The sequence below is a fragment of the Lewinellaceae bacterium genome (assembly GCA_020636105.1).
Lineage (GTDB): Bacteria > Bacteroidota > Bacteroidia > Chitinophagales > Saprospiraceae > BCD1.
The window spans coordinates 565011-586069 of sequence record JACJYL010000002.1 but is presented as its reverse complement, the minus strand read 5'-3'; the positions used below and the strand labels follow the sequence as shown (position 1 = coordinate 586069).

Below are 21059 nucleotides of genomic sequence, written 5' to 3'. Positions count from 1 at the left end.
ATGAAATTTTTCAGGAAAGCACAACAACTATGAAAAAATTTTTTACTTTAGGAATGGTCCTTTTTTGGGCAAGTCAAATTGGAAATGCACAAAATTTCATAGAGGTGGCAGCCGCTAATGGAATAAATTCTACATGCGGTTTATGTTCTTTGGGGAGTGGGGTGAGTTTTGTTGATTTTAATGGAGACGGTTTGGATGACCTTACTTTTGCGACACAACAAGGGTCCAATGTTTTGTTTTATCAAAATACAGGAAGTGGATTTATCCAAATTACTGCTCCCATAACCAACACAGGCTTAAACGAACAAATCATCTGGGTGGATTTTGACAATGATGGAGACCGGGACTTGCTGGTGACTAGTTTTGAAAGCCCTACCCGTTTATATGAAAATATTGGCAATTTTAATTTCGCGGATATTACAGCTAATGCGGGGTTGCCTATCAATAATGCACCTACTTATGGTGCTGTTTTCGGGGATTACAATAATGACGGATTGCTGGATCTTTACATTGATAATTGGTCCTACCAGGGGATTTATTCTAACCGTTTATATAAAAACAACGGAGACAGAACCTTTACGGATGTTACCGATGTGGCCGGAGTTGCAGATGGATATAAACTGACTTTTTGTTCCGCATTTTTGGATATTAATAACAATGGCTTACAGGATTTGTACAATTCCCAGGATCGCCCATGGTCTATAAATTCCATGTTTAAAAATAATGGAGATGGTACTTTTCAGGACATTAGTAGTAGTTCAAATACAGATATTGGTATAGATGCTATGAATGTCGGAGTAGGGGATTACGATAATGATGGCGATTTAGACATTTATGTTACCAATAATGCTTATGCAGGTGGTAACCAATTGCTGAGAAATAATGGTAATGAGACTTTCACCGACGTTGCTCCTGGGGTGGGGGTAACCGTTGACAGGGAAAACTGGGGAGGGAATTTTTTCGATGCAGATAATGATCTTGATCTTGATTTGTATGTTTCAACCCAGCATATGGGAATTGACCACGCAAGTGAATTATTTCTAAATAACAATAATGGTGCTTCTTTTACCGAAGCAAACCTACCTGGTATGGTCGGTGATACTATGAATAGTTTTTCAAACGCAATTGGAGATTTTAATAATGACGGATGGCCGGACATTGTGGTCAATAATGCAACGCCTTTGGGGGCACCGCAGAACAATTTTCACCTTTGGCAAAATACGACGAACAATTCCAACCATTGGTTAAAAGTCAACCTGATAGGCACAGAGAGTAACCGGGAAGGCATAGGCAGCTGGATAGAAATTTATATCAATGGGAATAAGTACGTCCGCTATAAACATTGTGGAATTGCCTACCTCGCACAAAATTCAACCATTGAACATTTTGGTCTTGGACCCAATACCATGGTGGATTCACTCATCGTCCGGTGGCTGAGCGGTAATGAGGATATTCTTTATGATGTGTCAGCCAACGACATTTTAACCATAGTGGAAGGTTCCTCTCCACTCATCAATTGTGATAATGTAAACATCCTTCCACCGGTGTCATCGAATGCTGAAATCTGCGAAGCTGAACCTTTTCCGATCCTGACGGCCACGGCAGAGCCGGGTTATGAAGTGAGCTGGTACGGTAATCCCACGGGTGGACCACTGCTGGCCCAAAGTTCCACGACCTACACTCCGACAGGAGCCGGCACTTTTTACGCGGAAACCCAGGATCCTTCGACGGGCTGCAAGAGCGCTACCCGAACAGCGGTGACACTAACCATCCACGAGAACCCGACGGTGAATGGGGGGTTGAACGAATTTGCGTGCCAGGGGACGCCGGTGACGTTTACGGCGGTAGCGGCTGGCGGTGACGGGAACTACAGTTTTGCCTGGCCCAACGGGCTGAGTAATACGGCTCAGCTTACAGTAGCGCCCCCGACGCATACGAGTTATACGGTGACGGTGACGGACGGCAACGGCTGCACCGGCACGGATGTAGTGACGGCCGTGGTTTATGAATTGCCGACGGTGATGGCCTCAGCAGATGGGACGATCTGTTCCGGAGTATGCACGACCCTTGGGGCTTCTGCCAGCGGCGGCACCTCTCCCTACAGTTACAGCTGGAGTGGCGGCAGCGCACAGGTATGCCCGACCACCACCACTGTTTATACGGTAACGGTAACGGATAATCACGGCTGCGAGGATACGGACGAACAAATGATCAATGTACTGCCCACTCCGGTTGCGAATGCGGGCATGGATGGGAATGTATGCGCCGGGGACTGTTATACTTTTGCGCCTTCGGCAAGTGGAGGGGAGATGCCCTACACTTTTCAGTGGAGCGGAGTGCAGCAAACGGAGGTTTGTCCTGCTGAAACGACCACCTACACCCTGACGGTGACGGGCAACAACGGCTGCAGTGCCACGGATGACCTGACGCTGACGGTAGTGGATCTTCCCCAGGTTGATGCAGGAACGGATGAGAACCTTTGCCAGGGAGCGTGTTATACCTTTGCGCCAACGGCAAGCGGTGGCACGGGCAGCTACGGCTACGCCTGGAGCAGTGGCACGACAGAAGTATGCCCGACACAAACCACCCCCTACACGGTAACCGTCACCGATGGCAACGGGTGCAGCAGCACCGACCAGATCACCCTAAATGTATTCGATCTTCCGACGGTGAATGCCGGGGATGATGTGAGTCTCTGCCTGGGGGCCTGTTATACTTTTACCCCATCAGGCAGTGGCGGTTCAGGCACCTACAGTTACGCCTGGAGCGGCGGCCAGACGACGGTCTGTCCCGAAATCACGACGACCTACACGGTGACGATCACCGACGGCAACGGCTGCACTTCAACGGATGAAATCACCATCGAAGTGTTCTCCCTGCCGCAGGCCAGTGCAGGATCGGACCAGAGTTTTTGCGAGGGAGGATGTTATACCTTTTTCCCGACAGCGACGGGAGGTTCTGGTGGTTACAGCTACGCCTGGAGCAGTGGCACCACAGAAGTATGCCCGACACAAACGACGAATTATACCCTGACGGTCACGGACAGCAATGGCTGTGCAGATACTGATGAACTGATGATCACAGTTTGGGAGGTGCCGACAGTAGATGCAGGAGCCGATATAAATCTTTGCCAGGGAGCGTGTTATACCTTCGCCCCAACCACAAGCGGTGGTACGGGCAGTTACAGCTACGCCTGGAGCAGCGGCACCACTGAAGTGTGTCCCACCCAGACGACAAGTTACACCGTCACGGTAACCGATGGCAACGGCTGTAGCAGCACCGACCAGATCACCGTGAATGTATTCGATCTTCCGACAGTGAATGCAGGGGATGATGCTAGTATATGCGCCGGAGATTGTTATACGTTCAGTCCTTCTGCTTTTGGAGGTTCCGGAAATTACAGTTATGCTTGGAGCAGTGGCCAGGCCACGGTCTGCCCTGCCGGAACGACGACCTATACGGTGACCGTAACGGATGCCAACGGCTGCACGGCTACGGATGAAATAATGATCAGTGTAACGATGCCTCCTTCGGCCAACGCAGGAAATGACGTGGCTCTTTGTGTGGGCGATTGTTATACCTTCGAACCTGTGGCGGGGGGCGGCAGTCCTCCCTACAACTTCAGCTGGAGCGGAGACGGCTCCACCACGGTATGTCCTTCGCAGACGACGACCTACATCCTGACGGTAACGGATACCAACGGCTGCAGCACCCAGGATAATATCCAGGTGACGGTCCACAGTCTTCCTTCACTTGATGCAGGATCGGATGTGGTGATCTGTGAAGGCTCGTGTTACACTTTCAGCCCAACGTCAAGCGGCGGTTCCGGCAGTTATAACTATAGCTGGAGCAGCGTTACAACAGAAGTATGTCCTATCCAAACCACGACCTATACGGTAACGGTAACGGACGGCAACGGCTGCAGCGTGATGGATGGTTTGACGGTTTTCGTCTCGCCTTTGCCTGAAGCCTTTGCCGGAGCCGATGTGACGCTGTGTCCGGGAGATTGCTATACTTTTAATCCTACCGGCTCCGAAGGTGCCGAACCTTATACTTACGCCTGGAGCGGAAATGAGAGCACGGTGTGTCCCTCCCAAACGAGCACTTATACGGTAACGCTCACGGATGCGAATGGCTGCACGGCGACGGACGACCTGACACTGTCTGTACTTCCGCCACTGGCAACGGTTGCTGCATCGGACGCGTCCCTGTGCCCGGGCGACTGCTACACCCTGAGTGCGAGTGCGACAGGGGGCAGTGGCAGTTATACCTACGCCTGGAACGGCAATGAAACGACGGTTTGCCCGAACCAAACAACTACTTACACAGTAACAGCTACGGATGAAAACGGCTGTACGGCCCTGGATGAGTTAACCCTCACCGTTTATGACCCGACCTCGCCCCTTGCGGTGAGCCACGAACTTTGTGAAGGAGACTGTGTGGATTATGCGGCATCGACCTTTGAGTTGATGGCTTTTGTAATCGAAGAAGAAACGACCTCCGGGCTTACATTTTGTGAGGCGGGCACTTATACGATAGAAGCGCTGGACGGGAACGGTTGCACGACGAGCGTGACCTTTACCATTGAGGTAACAGCACCGCCGACAGCTAATGCAGGCGCTGACCAGACGCTGACATGCTCGGTGACGGAAGTGACCATAGGTCAAAATCTTCCCGAAGACGGCATCGCTTACAGCTGGTCGAACGACATAAATACTCCTCAACAGACGATAAACGAAGCGGGCACCTATGTGCTGACGGCCACCAACACGGCCCTGGGTTGCAGTACCTCAGATGAGGTGGAAATCAACATAAATACCGCCGTGCCGACAGCAGATGCAGGAACAGACCTTGAACTAACGTGCGCCCAATCCACCGCCCTGGCCAATGGCACCGCCTCTTCCCAGGGCACCGGGTACAGCTACCAGTGGACCACCACAGGGGGCACGATCCTCAACGGAGGGATGACCCTGATACCCGAATTATCAGCACCGGGCACTTATTTGCTGACGGTGTTGAACAGTGAGAACGGTTGTGTATCGCAGGATGAGCTGACGGTGACGGAAGCGGAGCTGCCGGAACTGGCATTACAAAACCTCACGCATGTCGAGTGCCCGGATGGCGCCACAGGCAGCATTACAGTAGAAGGCACAGGAGGGGCAGACACTTATAGTTACGCCTGGTCGAATGGAGCAACGGGGGCGACCATAGGCGATCTGTCGGCCGGAATGTACACGGTAACCCTGACAGATGGCAACAGCTGCGAGGTATCATTATCGATACAGGTTACGGATCCTCCGGCGATCGTACTGGTATTGTCAGCGACGGCAGAGACCGGCAGCAGTGCCAATGACGGAAGTATTACCGCGACGGTGAGCGGCGGCACGCCAGGATACGAATACCTGTGGAGCACGGGCGGTACTGGCTCAACGATAGAGAACCTCTCTCCGGCATTGTATCATCTGAGTGTCACAGACAGCAACGGGTGTATGAAAATAGATTCAGCCAGGGTGAACAGTTTTGACTGCCAGAGCATAACAACGCAGACGACAGCAAACAACTACATCTGCCCGGGCAGCAGTTCGGGCAGCCTCAGCATAGATGAAATAACGGGAGGCACTGCTCCATACAACATCCTTTGGTCGACGGGGAGCAGCGCGATAAGTATAGGAAGCCTGGCAGGAGGGCATTATTCGACGACGATTACGGATGCGAACAATTGCGAGGTGATTCTTCCCTTCGATGTGACGGAAGAAGATACGATCGCCCCGACACTGATCACCCAGGACATCACGGTGTACCTCGATGAAAACGGGACGGCTGAATTAACGGCAGCAATGATCGACGGGGGCAGCAGCGACAACTGCTCAGCCGTGAGTTTTGAACTCAATAATACAGCGCTTAACTGCACGAACACGGGCAGTCAGGAATACGCCGTAAAACTGTGGGATGAAAACGGCAACTCCGACAGCACAACCGTAATGATCACGGTGCTGGATACGATCGCCCCGGTGTTTATCTTTTGTCCGGAGAATGTGGTGTCGATGAACTGCCTGGCCGTGGAATATGAATTACCTGAGGCGGAGGATAATTGCGGGATTGAAACGATGACCCAAACCGAAGGACTGTCAACAGGCTCAACATTTGTGGAGGGCGTTACACCGATCGTCTATCAGGTCAGCGATGCATCAGGCAATACCGCCACCTGTAGTTTTACCGTAACGGTGGAAAACACCCTTGAAGTTGAATCGACTTTTAGCGCATACAGCTGTGATCCGGTGTACCCGTTTACCGCAACACTAACCGCCACAGGCGGCACAGCGGAATACAGCTATTTGTGGAATGATAGCAGTACAAGCCAGGAAACAATCCTCGCCGCACCGGGTCCGTGGAGCTGGACGGTCACGGACAGCCAGGGCTGTGAACAAAGTGGTGAGATAACGGCCACCATACCGGATACGATCAGCATAACCCTGATCGCCACTGCTTCAACAGATATGGAGTGGAATGGCGCGATTGATGCCACGGTGACCGGCGGATCAGGGACATACGGATTCGAATGGCGCGATGAGATGGGGAACTTATTTGCCACGGGAGAGGATTTGGACGGCATACCGGCTGGGAATTATTGCTTGTGGGTATTTGATGAGGATGGCTGTATTGCGGGGGAATGTGTGGAGGTGGAAAATATCACCGGAACAGGCAATATAGCCCTGGACCAGTCCATTGTGTTGTCGCCCAACCCGACGTCTAATATTCTCAGGGTACAGTTCGATTTACCAAAAAAAGAAAAGGCCACCCTCAACCTGTTGGACATCAACGGCCACCAGCTGTGGCAAACAGAGAAAAGGGCCGAAGTGGATGAGGTGGAAGTGGACATGAGGGTTTTTTCGGAAGGAGTGTACCTGTTAAAGATTGTGACGGGAGATCGTATGACTGTGAAAAGGGTGGTGGTGAATAGGTAGGTCCAGTTTTATTAAATTGACATTTTTTATTTAAATTTTCGAAAACTCATATATTTACGTAGAAATAATTAAAAGCTCAAAATGGATAAAATGAATAGTTTGAAAAAAATCACTTTTTTAAGTTTAGTGTTGTTTGTGGTCATTACCGCCATGGTATCATGTGATGGAGGGGCTTCTCAAGAAAAAGATAATACTCCCAAGATTGTTTTGAGAAGTTATGATGAGGCTCGTGCCTACTTGTCGCAGGTTTTGGACAAGCCAATTCCGGCAGACTATAAGGCACCGGATTATATTTATTCCGGGATGTCAAAAGATGAGAAGTATGAAGTTTTCGGCAAACGCTATCCGCAATTTTATGGATTGGGAAGTACTGATTTGTTGGATTCTGTGATTGCCTATCCTGAATTATACGAGGTAATGATCATTGAAAACAGGGCATTGCGGGCGAGTGTGACGCAGTGATTCTGTGAAAAAGATCAAATACTGGTAAAGCGTTCGATCATTTCATTATAAAGATGATTTTTTCTTAAAATGCCTTCGTTGCCCAGCAGGATAAGATGCTCCCGGGCACGGGTCATCGCTACGTTTAGTTTGCGATCCACGCCTTCGGAAGAAAGGCTTACCAGCGTATTGAGTTGACTAAGTTCGTTAACGCAAAGGGATATGATGATGACCCTTCGTGCGCCTCCCTGGTAACGTTCAACCGTATCAACCGTTATGAGGCCTTCCTCTATGTCTAGTTGAAATAATGCTTGCTTGATCAGGGCAATCTGGGCACGGTAAGGGGTAATAATGCCAATGCACTCCGGGGTAAGACTGTTTTCGGCGGCGAAAAGTTTTCTGAAAATATTGGCCACTTCGGCAGCCAGGATGGCTTCGTGGTGATTGGTTTTATTGATTATGCTGGATTCGTCGGCTCTGGTGGGGATAAAAACGGTTCGGTTGTTAACAATCAGGGATTCCATTTCATTGGCAGGACTCGTTAATTTTTTCAATCCCCGAATTTGCTTTTGGGTTTTGTCGAGGTTTTCGGGGAGCACTTTAAGGCTATTGCCATAAAAGAAATGATTGGGGAATTCCATGATCTCGCTATGCATGCGGCCCTGGTGGCTCAGCTGGGCAAAGGCATGGTTCCAATCGTTTTGGATGCATTGCAAATAAAGCCGTTCAAAAAGGCTGTTCCTCAGATTGTTCAGCCCTATAGATTGTAACTCTTTATCCGTCACCAAAGTGGCTTCTTCACTTTGGGCTACCACTGCCGGCAATTGCCGGTGATCTCCAATGAGCACAAATTTCTTAAATAAAGGCAATATTCCCACAAGCATGGGTTCAGGGATTTGAGAAGCTTCGTCAATTATTACCTGGTCGAAATTTTTTAATTTAAATAGTTCTGTTTTTCCCACAACAGAAGAAATTGTACCCACTACAATGCGGTGTCGGTCTATGAGATCCTTCAGTGCCTGTCTGGAGGATAGGTCTTCTATTTTGACATTGAGGAGTTGTTTTTGCCATTTTTCTCCTGTTGAATACCGGGAGCCGATGCGGAAATATTGTTGTTGCATCTCAGGGCCAATGCTGTCAATGGCTTCGCATATTTCGTCGACGGCCCTGTTGGTATAGGCCAGCAAAAGGATGTTTTCACCGGTATGTTGAAAAATGTGGGCCACTATTTTTCGCAGCATAACACTCGTTTTTCCCGTTCCCGGCGGGCCCCAGAGGAGGAAATAGTCACGGGCATTGTGGACTTTCATGAAAATTTCATTCTGTTCCTCCGTCATTTGAGGGTCATCCTCTAATATTTGTTGGTCTAATGGCAGGAGTTTGGGAGGTTGTTGTGCCAGCAAAAGCTCCCTTTTATCTTTTGAACTTTTCGCAAAGTCAAACAATTGGCGGTACATCCCCGTAAAGCTGCTATCCAGCAGGTCATGTTCTATATTCCAAAAATCAAATTGGGAGAAAAAGGCATTGTTAAATTGTTTGGCTCTCAGCCGCAGCACGACCTGGCTGGATGTCAGTTCAACAATGGTGCATTTGAACAGCTGGCTGGAAAGTGGGGTTTGGCCCTCCTGTTCCGGGTATAAAACGGCAATATCTCCCTTACGGAAATTGGCGAGGGGGTTGGTAGATTCAGTTTTTACAAAGGACAGTAAGGCTTCTTCTTCCCCCGCAGCATTATGTACCAGGTTCAAATGGCTCAAAATGGCATAGTTGTCCAGTTTTTCCTGCTGTCGGTCCCGCCAAAGGGAGGCTTGCCCATTCATCCGGTCTATACCCTGAACCCCTGTCTTGGCCATGAGCTGTTCCCGGGCAATAAAGCCTGAAAAAGAGATGAAATATTTTCTCTCCAGGTCACTCATCCGTTGGTACACGTCTTCGAAGAGGATAATTTCATCCCGGGTGAATCCTTTAAGGGTGGGAAAATTGCCGGGCTTCAACCGGCCAAAAATTTTGGCCCCCTGCTCCAGCAAAGGCACGTTTTGATCTGTTCCCAACAGGGATATCATTTTTTCAATGCTGACCAGGAGGTTCCTCATCTGCAATCCGTCAAACTGGTGGTGTTTGGAAGCCGGGGCGAATCTCAATGGATTCATTTCCTGGCCTGAATAAAGGATGTAATTGACGGGGTTTACCTTGTCTTGGAAAACATCTTTGATCATCAGGTCATACAGCAGGGTTTGCATGAAATGGTTGGGACTGATACCATATACATTTGGCATAAAGGCTTTACCACTTTTTAATTCGACGATCGCTGTTTTGCCCTTTCCTTCCGGATCGTAGTGAAAAATGTCCAGTCGCCCCTGGAGTCCGTATTGATCAGAATAAAAAGATGGTTCCAGGTAAGCATATTGGGGTTGAATGTCTTCCGCCCCAAAACCGGAGGTCACCATCATTTTTAAGGTTAAATAATGACGCTGTACCGATTGGACAACTTCCTTGACCTGCCGATCCGTAAACAGGCAAAATCCCAAAGGATTCAGCGCAAATAATTTTGTTTTGAGTTCCTGGAAAGAGATCTTTGGATTATTCATCAGTTCATCCAGGAAAAAGTTGGCAATATTTCCGATCATCAGGTAGGTGGTGGTCTCAAAAGGAAGGAATTTTTTTAACAGGTAAGTCCACGGAATACTGTTATTGCCACTGAAACATTCGGCAATGGAGGACACATCTACCAAAAAATCAGGCTCCACCACAAAAGCCCGGGGATGGTAAATACCGGATTCATCAATCTCTATATCGATCAGGCTCAGGACATAAGGAAATTCGAACAAAACGGCCAGCGATTTGATCGTCGGATTAAAATTTTCATTTCTTTCAGGAATGTTGTACCTGATTTTTATGATCTCTTCGGGAATCGCTTCGTCCTTGCCTAGCAGGTACTCATGTTCGGGGTTATGATCCAAAATCACTACCCGGGCACTTTTTTTGAATGCCTTAATGCCGACAGGCCGAAAAATATCAGGCCATGAGGGGGGCACCAGATTTAATAGGTCGGGAGTTGGTTTTACTTCAAAAATAAATTCAATGACTTCCGTGAGAACCTTCAACCCAAAGTCAAAAATATTTTCGGGCGTAAAAGAATCATTGGCATCTTTTTCAGGATGAATATTTCGAAACCGATGGAGAAAAAACTGTAGTTGTTTAGGAATCTGGTATTTGTTGCCGACGTAGGCAAACCGGGTAAACAGGGTAGAAAACTGAAGTTGTTCCTTTTGGGTAATTTCAACAAAAATAATATTCAAAAGCTGCTGGAGAGACCTGACTTGTTCCGTCGGAGACAAAAGATCGTTAAAGGCGATTTTTTGCAGTTCCTTATAAAACAGTTCAGCGAGTACAGCTTTATTCATGGTGTGAATTTTCATGAACAAAAGTAAGGAATTGAAACCAAAAGAAAGGATAAGTTCCAAAATTGAGTGCAACAAATTCTCCTGATGTCCGAAGCTTATTGCTCAAGTCGATGTCAGCAGATGTTCAAAGCATTCCACAAAAAACATGAGTCATTCCGAATTTTCAAAAACTATCTGAAATAGAAATTTTTTGATTATTTGAAGTATTTTTTAAATGTAAAATGTAAAACAAGTAATTTAAAACCTGCCTGCTGACGCAGGAAGGCAGGTGTAAAAGTGAGTGGGCAAAAGGTTTGGGTTTTGGAAAAAAGTCATTTTTTGTCGCAAAACACCTAACCCACGACCCAAACACTTCTAAATTTTGCGGTTACTTGTTTTAAACTTTGCCTGCTGCCGCGACGGAAGGCAGGTTTTGCGGTTTATTTCTTTTGTAAAAGAAAAATCCCGAATTTAATCTGATTAGATGAAATTCGGGATGATTCATGTTTTTTTATTTTTTGGGATATGCTTTGGCGATCGGTGAAATTTCCACCTCTATCAGCCCTTGCTGCCCCGGATAATTCCGGGCACACAAATCCGATCCTTATAACTTTCATTATTCACATCGATTAGAGCGACATGCTTCGGCCATCATGGGGATGTCCCCCAACGCCGTGTACATGGCCGTGTTCAAGCTCTTCTTCAGTGGCTTGTCGGATACTTTCTATCTGAACGGTAAAGTACAAATTGACCCCAGCTAATGGGTGGTTAAAATCCAGCACAACTTCTTCCTCCTTAACTTCCACCACTGTACCCATCATTTGATTGCCACTCTGATCTTGCAAAGGAATGGTATTACCGACAACCAGCAGGTCTTCCTGTATTATGCCATTAACTGTAAAGCTATCTTTGGGAACAGGGATAACGTATTCCGGCTCGTAAGCACCATACGCATCGTGGCTTTCCAATCCAAAGGCAAAGGAATCTCCCGCCTTTTTCCCTTCAAGATTCTCTTCAAAGGAAGGCAGCATTTGCTCTACACCAAACAAAAAAACCAGTGGGGAGTCCCCCGTATCTTCAATTACACTTCCCTCTGCATTATTTTCCTGTAGCTTGTAATTCAGGTTGACGACAACATTTTTTTCAATGATCATAAAGCTATATTTTAAAACAACCTCTTTATAAAAAGAGGATCCAAGATAGGGAATTCTAAATTGATTTTGTTCAATGAAGTTCTCTAAATTTACCTGAAAAGAGAATTTATAGTTTTTACCAATGCCCAGAGCTTATTTAAGGAAGTTGTTTAAAGTTTTTTGGATTTTAGGATAAAGCGTTGCAGAGAGTTAAGTTTGAAAATCCTACTTAACTCACACCCCCCCTGCAACGATGGTCAAGTTAAGCAAAAAGTTGATTAACGAAAAATTGGTTCCTCACTTAAGCAAAGGCAAACGAGGCCCAAAGTGTAAATTTGGTCTATGGCGAATAATCCAAGCCATATTGTATAAACTGAAATCAGGTTCTCAATGGCGAGAACTTCCCTTACGAGAATTTTTTGGTCGATTCTCAATTAGCTGGAATACAGTTTATTACTATTTCCAAAAGTGGTCAAAAGATGGTAGTTGGTATCGCCTTTGGACTGCATTTTTAAAAACTTTTTTTCTTTTCTTTATCGTTTTATTTCTAACACTTTTTTTATTTGATTACTTTGACAAAGACATAGAAGAAAACATTGTACTACTTATCAAAAAAAATATTCTTGGGTCCATTATTATTGCCCTTTTAGTCACCATTGTTCAAATAGTTGGACTGAAAAAGTTTTCTAAAGAAGAAAGTACAGAAGATGAATAACTAACTTACTCAATCCAGATAGAGGGTGTTCAAATAACTGTGTCAAAGTTAACTTAAAAAAAAATAAGAACTTTGACGTATGAGTAAAAAGAAACGTAAAACATTGGAGGAACTGATACCTGATCCGGAATTACGGGAACGTGTCAGCAAACAGCTCTACAGTGGCGGCCCCTTATTTGGTCAGGGAAGTGTATTTAGCGAGATGCTACAGGCCATGATAGAGTCGATGGTCGCAGCCTGTCTGCTGACGCCGAAGGGAGGCTTTTAGCTTCGACCCAATACGCTCGTCATACCTTCCGATCAAAAATAGCCCATTCCCAATCACAAATCAATATATCCAATATTATTTCGAAAATCCAAAATTTCCACCTCTATCAGCCCTTGCTGCCCCGGATAATTCCGGGCACACAAATCCGATCCTTATAACTTTCATTATTCACATCGATTAGAGCGACATGCTTCGGCCATCAAGGGGAATAACCAATATCCAACCGCAGAATGTAGAAGTTAAGGATGCAGGGGCACTCTTTTTTCCGGGCACTTATAGTAACAGCAACACGGTTGCAGGGGGTTGATTTTTATTGAAAAATTCTGACCTTTGTCTTGTTTTGTAATTTTTTTTGGAAAATCGACCTGGAATATGAATAAAAAAAGAGGATTTATGTGGTTGTTTTATTTGGGTGCGGTTCTTTTAGTACAGGGCTGCACTCAACAGGAGGAAAAGGATAAACGGTATATTTTCCTCGGACATCCTTACGATTGGCAGGACTGGTACGGAATAGATCCGCGATTGGAGTCCCTGGATTTTTCTTCTTATGACCAGGTGTGGCTGGGAGGGGATGTTTGTTCCCGCCTTACTTTTAAGGAATCTACCCTGGATTATCTCGACAGTATTTTTGACCTTTCTTCTGAAAAGCTGCAATGGACCCTTGGTAACCACGACATCAAGTACGGGAATATTGATTTTATAACCAAAAGGACGGGAAGGAATACCTTTTACACCCGTACTTTCGACGGTATTTGCCTCTTGGTGCTGAATACGAATTTGTTCCGTTATTTTCCTCCAAAACAATTGCAGGATGATTGTGATCAAAGAGCGGAACAGCTTGAGCTTATCAAAAACATAACGGATACCATTTCTGAGTCTTCCCACCTGGTCATCCTGCACCATCATGCCATCATGAGTGAACTCAGGAGGGATTCCAGCGGGCAGATCCCTGAGGTGTTTAATACGAACTATCCGGGCATCCAGGCCAGCTGCGATTCCGCTTTTTACCTCACTGATTTTTTGTATCCAAAGTTAAAGCAGGTGCGTTCCAGGGGGGTGAAGGTTATCCTGGTGGGAGGAGATTTTGGGATGCGGGCCAAGGAATATGAATTCCAGACACCGGACAGCATTGTCTTTTTGGGGTCGGGCATCAACAACAGTCTTGAGTTTGCCACCGCGCCGGATTATGTTACCAGTTTTGATAAGGATAAGATACTGATTTTTCACAGGGATGTGCGCAAAAAAAGCCTCGACTGGGAATTTCTGGACCTGGATGATTTGGTGGAAAGCAGGAAAGAAAATTAAAGGAAAACCGTCACGGGAATTTTGAGTACCCCCGTGACGGCAGGAAAATTATTTACCCTTTTTGACGTAATCGTCATAAGTGGTTGTTTTATAATGTTCTTCTGAAATGAACTTCAGCTCCTTGAGAAAAGGGCCCGCCTCCTTGTAGCCGGGAGAGATGGTAATCCTGTCCTGTTTTTCATCGAGGTAAACGTAACTCGGATAACTGGTACGGCCGTCCAAAAGTGCATAGGCCAGTTCGTGCAGGCCTCTGCGGCCTACATCGGCTCTGTATTTCAGGACATTGTTTTTATAGTTGATCGATTCTTTTTGTTCGGCATCAAATTTGACAGGGTAGAAATTTTTGTTGAGGTAAGCAGCTACCTTAGGATCGGCAAAGGTGGTTTGATCCATTTTTTTGCACCAGCCGCACCATTGAGTGTAAACATCAACAAAGACCTTTTTGGGGCTTTTTTCTGCTGCTTTGATGGCTTCGTCCCAGGTGTACCATTTTACCTGAGCGGTTTCATTGGCGATTGGAGTAATGGGTTCAGGGGCATTTTTTTCAGGCGTAAAGGCGAACAATACAGCTGAAAAAGCAATGACGGAAAATCCAACGATAAATTTTTTCATGTTTAAATTTTTAGTGAAACGGATCATAACGAGGGGACAATTTTTATCAAAATTAGGAATTCAAACAATAAACCCAAAATAATGTTGTGATCTTATGTTTATCTTAACAGGCTTAAAGCTAACAAAAATGAAGAAAATAGTAGTAGCCGTGGGGGGGTCAAGTGGTGCAATATACGCAAAAGTTTTATTGGATAAATTGAAAGAACTCAGGAAACAGTGGGAGGCTGTCGGGGTAGTGATGAGTAAGAATGCTTGTTTTAACTGGGAATTTGAATTAGGAGATCGCTCCTTTGAAAACTACCCCTTCGATCGTTATGAGCCTAATGATTTTATGGCTCCTTTCGCCTCCGGTTCTGCCCAATACGATACCATGATCATTTGTCCCTGTTCGATGGGGCAGATGGGGAGGATCGCGGCCGGGCTCTCCACTGACCTGGTCGGGCGGGCCGCCGATGTGATGCTCAAGGAAAGGAGAAAACTTATCCTGGTACCTCGTGATACGCCCTACAACCTGATTCATATCCGGAATATGGAAACCATAACATTGGCCGGCGGCATAATTTGTCCCGCCAGTCCGTCGTTCTACAGCAAGCCAAAAACATTCGAGGAACTGGCTGCTACGGTAACAGACAGGGTTTTGGACCTGGCCGGGTTTGATCTGGATACTTACCGATGGAGTGAATCTTCGTGATTTTGGGGTAAAGAGGATTGTAACAAATTCAATAATTAGTCCCGTAAAGTAGGCAATTTCCTATTTTCCATTACTTTTGTGGGGTTTTTAAAAAAAAATTAAATTTATTTTATGAAAAAGGTATTTTATTCTTTTATCGCGACACTATTTTTTATCACCAGTATAAATGCTCAACAAAAAATGGATACATTGAGTTACAGTTTGGGAGTGCTTGTTGCCCAGAATTTAAAAGGACAGGGTTTTGAGAATTTGGACGGAGCTTCAATGGCTCAGGCTATTGATGATGTATTGAAAGACAGTGCATTGAAAATAGACGTGCAGACCGCCAATCAACAAGTACAGGATTTTCTGACAGCTCAGGATGCCAAAAAACATGAAGAAGTCATTGCTGTGGGTAAAAAATTCCTGGAGGAAAATGGCAAACGCCCCGGCGTTGTGACCCTGGAAAGTGGCCTCCAATATGAGATTATGACTAAAGGTACGGGACCTATTCCAACGGCTGCGGATAAGGTGAAGGTACATTATCACGGCACATTGCTCAATGGTACTGTATTTGACAGCTCTGTGGATCGTGGAGAACCTGCCACTTTTGGTGTTACTCAGGTCATCAGCGGCTGGGTGGAAGCCCTCCAACTGATGCCGGTAGGATCAAAATGGAAATTGTTCATTCCTTATGACCTGGCCTATGGTTCACGTGGTGCAGGAGGACAGATCGGACCTTTCTCTACCCTCATTTTCGAAGTAGAATTACTTGATATTGTAAAATAATTTTTTTGCATGCACATTGATATCCTGTCGGTACAACCTGATTTGCTGGTCAGTCCTTTTCAGCATTCCATTATGAAACGGGCCCAGGAAAAAGGCCTGCTGGAAGTCAATGTGCATGATCTTCGTCCCTGGGGGCTGGGCAGGAACCAGCAGCTGGACGATTACCAGTTTGGAGGTGGAGCCGGAATGGTTATGATGGCCGAACCCCTCGCCAATTGTATAGAACACTTACAGTCTCTTCGGACTTACGACGAGATTATCTTCATGACTCCGGACGGAGTACGGCTGGATCAAAAAACCTGTAACCACCTTTCTTTAAAAGGCAATTTACTCATCCTCTGTGGCCATTACAAAGGCATTGATGAGCGCATTCGCGAACAATTCATTACCAAAGAAATTTCCATTGGCGATTATGTCCTTTCAGGAGGAGAATTGGGCGCTGCGGTTTTGGTAGATGCCATAGGCCGGCTGTTGCCGGGCGTACTGGGCGACGAAACTTCTGCGCTTTTTGATTCTTTCCAGGATAATTTGCTCGCTCCTCCCGTTTATACCCGGCCCGCTGATTTCAGAGGGGCCAAAGTACCCGAAGTTTTGCTCTCCGGAAATTTTAAAAACATCGAGGAATGGCGTTTTGAGCAGGCGCTTAAGCGAACTCAGGAAAGGCGCCCTGACCTGTTGGACGAAGAAGATTAATCCAGCTCAATTTTTGATCAGGCTTCGCACGGCAACGGATTCCCCGTTTTTATCCATGGCTTTTAAAAAATATGTGCCCATAGGCAAGGCTTCCATGTTCAGTTCATAAGGCGTTTGTCCCGGGTGGAAAATCTCAATGGTCTTTCCCGAACCGTCCATGATTTTAATGGTCTTGATTTTTGTGTCCAAACGGGTTTCAATCATCGTTTTTTGACAAAAGGGATTGGGGAAAATATTAAATTCCTCCCCTGCTTGAGCTAATCCTATTGCCGTTATTTCATTGGAAAGTTTAAGGATGACTTCTGCTGAGCTTTCTTCATCAAAATCAATGGTGATTTCTTTTTCCGGGTATCCCTGGGCTGTTACCTTCAAGGTGTAGGTGCCTGGAACAGCCCCTGTTCGAAATTCGCCAAGGGCAGAGCTATATACCACATGATCATTTTCCAAAAGGCGGATTTCAGCATTGGAGATGGGCAGGTTGGTTATGGAGTCCACCACGGTTCCATAAAGCCGGCCGGCTTTGGTCTGGTTGAATTCCCACACATACAATCCATCTTCCCGGTTGCCGCCGATGATCTTGCCTGAGGGCAAATACGGGCAGCCCGACCACAAGCCGTTGAAGCCACCACTTTCGCCGGGCCAGGTATCATAAAAGCCCACTTCTACCGGGGTGGTCGGATCCGTTATGTCAACCACCCGGAGTCCTTCGGTATTGTGCGTGATGAAGGCAAAATCTCCGAGGATGTAGGGGTTGTGAACCAGGCTGATCGGGTTGGCGGTGTAGGAAGCTACTTCCACAGGATCAGAAAAGTCTTCGATATTGAATAGTCTTGCAGGAAGTCCATCCTGTTCCGGCGCTACAAACAGGAATTTACCATCCATGGTCATGGAGGAGCTGTGGACTTTGCCATCGGGAATGTCCATCCTGGTGATTAAAGTCGGATGGCTTTTGTCGGAAATATCTACAAAATCAATGGTGCCTTCATAAAAAGCAGAAGCAAACATGGTGTCGCCACGGATATGGCAGTCGTGAATGTAGTAGCCGGGGGCGTAAAGCCCGGCTTCTGTCGGGTTTTCCGGGTCGGAAACATCCATAATGTGAATGCCTTGGGTCGTTGTAGTTCCGGCAATATAAACGTATGGAGCATCGCTGAAAATATCTTTTTGAATGATGTGTCCTTTGGTAAAAGTCAGGTTATAGTTGGTCACCAGCGTTGCCTGCTCCGGCAATTGATCCAGCCGGATGACCTGCATGCCGTTATCAATGCCTGAAACATCCGTCACGACATAGGCATGGTTTTCTACAACGGTGATCTCCCGCCAGTTGGTTTGCGGCCCGGGGATATAAGCGACTTCCTCCAGCTGGCCTGCTTCCATAATCCGGTAAATGGCGGTTCCGTCATGGGCACCCAAAAGGGCATATTCCGTGCCGTCTTCCGCGGTGTAATACCAGGATCCTGAGTATCGCTGTTCTCCCCGGTTGTATTGGGCGTACAGACTTACGTTAAGGGATTCCTGGGCTGAGATAATGGATAAACAAGTTGTCAGCAGGAGGATGAAAAGCAGGGTTTTTTTAGTCATGGTTGAATTTTTATACTTAATTTGGTTTACCACATAGTTCACATAGCTATTTTACCACATAGTCACATAGTTCACATAGTTATTTTACCACATAGTTCACATAGTTGTTTTACCACATAGTCACATAGTTTTACCACAAAGTCATAAAGGGAGCAATCTCCCGTTAATTATCAATAACATTTTAACCTTAAATCAGGAACGTCGAACACTCCCCGGCAGTTAGTATAGTTGGGATAAGAGGTTATAGAGGTGACCGTCTTTGGAGATGAGGGCTCCCTGTTCGATCAATCGAAAGAGTTCCATCTCCCGGGAATCTTTGTAGTCACGTTCGGATTTATAGAGTTTAAGTTCCGCATCGGAGTCATTGAAGTTGGAAAGCATTTTTTCCGGCAGCTCGTCAAGGTCGAAAACAAAATCATTTTCCCCTTCAATAAAAATACCTTTCAGGAAAATCTTATCCTTATCACACAAGAAACTCCTAATATCCTTAGGGCGTTTAAGATCGAGGTACTTAATGCGCTCTAATGTTTGCCCGATGACAATATCGCTGAACATTTCGATCAGGTCGTCCGCTTTTTCGGGAGTAACCTTTTTGATCTTTACCCAATCGTCAGCGGTGACGGTATTGGCGGCGAGGAATCGGATGAATTCCGGTTCTAGGGTTTCGAGTTCTTCTTTGGTGAGCAGTCGGTATTTCATGTTGTGTGAATAGGCTTTTTTTGTTTCAAGGGGCAAAAATAGGGAAGTATTTCATTTTTTAGTGCAAATTTCAGGGCAAGACATTACCTTTGTGCCGATGTGAATGGTTATGCATATCGAAAAAATATGCTCCATAACAAGCTGACCAAAACCATGCTGATTTCTTTTTTCAACCAACAGAAAAGCATGAATTTTCAGAAAAAAACCAGTCTACGGCAGGAGGATCAAACCGCCATAATCCGACTCACGGCACTATGGGCGCTAAGCGAAGCCGCCATGGGTGGCGTGATGCATTTGTTCAGCCTTCCTTTTACCGGAATTTTTGTCGGAGGGGTAGCTGTAATGCTTATTGCGCTGATCGCCAGCATGACGGATAAGCCGATGGTGGACATACCAAGGGCCCTGTTGGTGGTGCTCATCATCAAGGCGATGGTCAGTCCGCATTCCCCGGTTACGGCCTATATAGCGGTTGGTTTTCAGGGACTGATGGGAGCTCTGTTGTTTCGATTCATTCCCTCTTTCAGGGCAGCAGCCCTGTTGCTGGGAGTACTTGCCTTGATGGAATCTGCCCTCCAGAAATTGCTGACCCTTACCTTGCTGTTCGGACTATCCCTGTGGGAATCTTTGGATGCTTTCATCGATTATGTTTTTAAAAAATTCGGGATGCTTGCCGAAGGGGTAAGTGCCCAGGGAAGTTGGTGGGTGGTCTCATTGTATTTGGGGCTTTATTTGGTCTCCGGGTTATTGGTCGGCTACCTGGCCGGGCGATTGCCTGCCGAGGTAAGGGTGGCTTCTGAAAAATTAGTCTTAAATTTTCAGGAATTAAGCACTCCTTCTGAGGCAACCAGGCACAGTAAATCCCGGCCACTTTGGAAACGCTCTTCCTTCCGGTTGGGCGCCTTGGCTCTGGTTGTTTTTTCATTAGCTTACCTGCTGGTGCCCTCCTACAGGAATTTCATGGATCCAATTTGGATATTGCTTCGGGTGGCAGGGTTATTAGTATTGTGGTATTTCGTTTTGGCGCCTCTGGTCATGAGATTATTGCAACGGTTTTTAAATAAAAAAGCATCGGATTACCGGCAGGAGGTGGCTGCAGCGTTGAGTTTGCAACCCGTTTTCAGGGAATTAACCCGAACGGCCTGGCGGGATACCCGGGCATTAAGTGGATGGCGCAGATGGAAAGCTTTGGTAATTCGAACCATTACCTATGCCTTGGTTTATGTTTCTAATGAAAACAATCCATGAGGCCAATTCGGATATTTATTTTCACCGGGCCCATTAGATCAGGCAAGACCACCGCCTTGATGAATTGGGTCGGAAAAAGATCCAATATTGGCGGTTTTCTTACCCCGGATAAGGGTGAATTGCGCTACCTTTTTACCTTGTATGACAGGAAGTGGCATGATTTTCAGGTTGCTGATGCCTTAGCGAAAACGATGCCAGAGTCACAATTGGTAACCATTTCAAAATTCAATTTTCTCTCCACGGCCTTTGGGATTGCCCATCAAACCCTTTTGAATGATCCGGATCTGAATCCTGATTGGATCATCATTGACGAAGTGGGTAAACTTGAACTCATGGGCCTTGGCCTGGAGCCGGCCTTAAAACAGGTGCTGGCTTATTACAAAACTTCGAAAACTTCCGGAGCCTTACTGATGGTCGTCAGGGAGGAATTGCTGGAAGCGGTAAAAGATTATTATCAACTGGAGCATTTTCAGGTGATCAAAAACCTAAATTCTCTTTTTTAATTCTCCTGTCGCAAATTTTATTTTTTGTAAAATTGCATATTCTTTTGTTGAATATTT

15 protein-coding genes are annotated in these 21059 nt (G+C 46.3%); 10 read left to right on the top strand and 5 right to left on the bottom strand.

Going from position 1 to position 21059, the window contains the following annotated elements:
* The first annotated feature begins 29 nt into the window (after nucleotides 1-29).
* Together H6571_19655 and H6571_19650 are read left to right on the top strand one after the other, a co-directional pair.
* Complete coding sequence (locus H6571_19655; GenBank protein MCB9325964.1) at nucleotides 30-6965, top strand: VCBS repeat-containing protein; 6936 nt, start codon at nucleotides 30-32, stop codon at nucleotides 6963-6965.
* Nucleotides 6966-7055: 90 nt separating this feature from the next.
* Nucleotides 7056-7427 carry a hypothetical protein gene (locus H6571_19650; GenBank protein MCB9325963.1) on the top strand — a complete coding sequence of 124 codons (372 nt, stop codon included), beginning with the start codon at nucleotides 7056-7058 and terminating at the stop codon, nucleotides 7425-7427.
* A gap of 14 nt (nucleotides 7428-7441) precedes the next feature.
* On the opposite strand, the gene H6571_19645 is transcribed toward H6571_19650, so the two are convergent.
* Entirely contained in the window at nucleotides 7442-10810 is a 3369-nt protein-coding gene (locus H6571_19645) for an AAA family ATPase (GenBank protein MCB9325962.1), read from the bottom strand.
* A 608-nt stretch (nucleotides 10811-11418) separates the two neighbouring features.
* A complete protein-coding gene (locus tag H6571_19640) occupies nucleotides 11419-11943 on the bottom strand; it encodes an FKBP-type peptidyl-prolyl cis-trans isomerase (protein MCB9325961.1) in 525 nt (174 codons plus the stop codon).
* A gap of 253 nt (nucleotides 11944-12196) precedes the next feature.
* On the opposite strand from H6571_19640, the gene H6571_19635 reads away from it, so the two are divergent.
* From H6571_19635 to H6571_19625, 3 genes are all read left to right on the top strand, one after another.
* On the top strand, nucleotides 12197-12637 hold the full coding sequence (locus H6571_19635; GenBank protein MCB9325960.1) for a transposase: 441 nt from the start codon (nucleotides 12197-12199) through the stop codon (nucleotides 12635-12637).
* A 79-nt stretch (nucleotides 12638-12716) separates the two neighbouring features.
* Nucleotides 12717-12905 (top strand): hypothetical protein, encoded by a 189-nt coding sequence (locus H6571_19630; protein MCB9325959.1) that lies wholly within the window; start codon nucleotides 12717-12719, stop codon nucleotides 12903-12905.
* Nucleotides 12906-13277: 372 nt separating this feature from the next.
* The gene (locus tag H6571_19625) at nucleotides 13278-14210 is read left to right on the top strand and encodes a hypothetical protein (GenBank protein ID MCB9325958.1); all 933 of its coding nucleotides are present in this window, start codon (nucleotides 13278-13280) and stop codon (nucleotides 14208-14210) included.
* A gap of 48 nt (nucleotides 14211-14258) precedes the next feature.
* On the opposite strand, the gene H6571_19620 is transcribed toward H6571_19625, so the two are convergent.
* Nucleotides 14259-14822: a DUF255 domain-containing protein gene (locus tag H6571_19620; protein MCB9325957.1), complete on the bottom strand. Its 564-nt coding sequence runs from the start codon at nucleotides 14820-14822 to the stop codon at nucleotides 14259-14261.
* A 127-nt stretch (nucleotides 14823-14949) separates the two neighbouring features.
* Between H6571_19620 and H6571_19615 the strand changes: the two genes are divergently transcribed.
* The 3 genes from H6571_19615 (at nucleotide 14950) to trmD (ending at nucleotide 16974) form a co-directional block, all read left to right on the top strand.
* Nucleotides 14950-15513, top strand: a complete 564-nt coding sequence (locus H6571_19615) for a UbiX family flavin prenyltransferase (protein MCB9325956.1) — start codon at nucleotides 14950-14952, stop codon at nucleotides 15511-15513.
* Between the two features lie 180 nt (nucleotides 15514-15693).
* Complete coding sequence (locus H6571_19610) at nucleotides 15694-16281, top strand: FKBP-type peptidyl-prolyl cis-trans isomerase (protein ID MCB9325955.1); 588 nt, start codon at nucleotides 15694-15696, stop codon at nucleotides 16279-16281.
* Nucleotides 16282-16290: 9 nt separating this feature from the next.
* Nucleotides 16291-16974, top strand: coding sequence for a tRNA (guanosine(37)-N1)-methyltransferase TrmD (trmD, locus tag H6571_19605; GenBank protein MCB9325954.1), 684 nt, complete (start codon nucleotides 16291-16293; stop codon nucleotides 16972-16974).
* A 6-nt stretch (nucleotides 16975-16980) separates the two neighbouring features.
* On the opposite strand, the gene H6571_19600 is transcribed toward trmD, so the two are convergent.
* Nucleotides 16981-18555, bottom strand: a complete 1575-nt coding sequence (locus tag H6571_19600; GenBank protein MCB9325953.1) for a choice-of-anchor B family protein — start codon at nucleotides 18553-18555, stop codon at nucleotides 16981-16983.
* 219 nt (nucleotides 18556-18774) lie between these two features.
* Nucleotides 18775-19254, bottom strand: coding sequence for a hypothetical protein (locus tag H6571_19595; GenBank protein MCB9325952.1), 480 nt, complete (start codon nucleotides 19252-19254; stop codon nucleotides 18775-18777).
* A gap of 126 nt (nucleotides 19255-19380) precedes the next feature.
* Between H6571_19595 and H6571_19590 the strand changes: the two genes are divergently transcribed.
* Both H6571_19590 and H6571_19585 read left to right on the top strand, forming a co-directional pair.
* Nucleotides 19381-20499, top strand: a complete 1119-nt coding sequence (locus tag H6571_19590) for a hypothetical protein (GenBank protein MCB9325951.1) — start codon at nucleotides 19381-19383, stop codon at nucleotides 20497-20499.
* Complete coding sequence (locus tag H6571_19585; GenBank protein ID MCB9325950.1) at nucleotides 20496-21002, top strand: hypothetical protein; 507 nt, start codon at nucleotides 20496-20498, stop codon at nucleotides 21000-21002. Before H6571_19590 ends, H6571_19585 begins: the two co-directional genes overlap by 4 nt.
* Nucleotides 21003-21059: the final 57 nt, after the last annotated feature.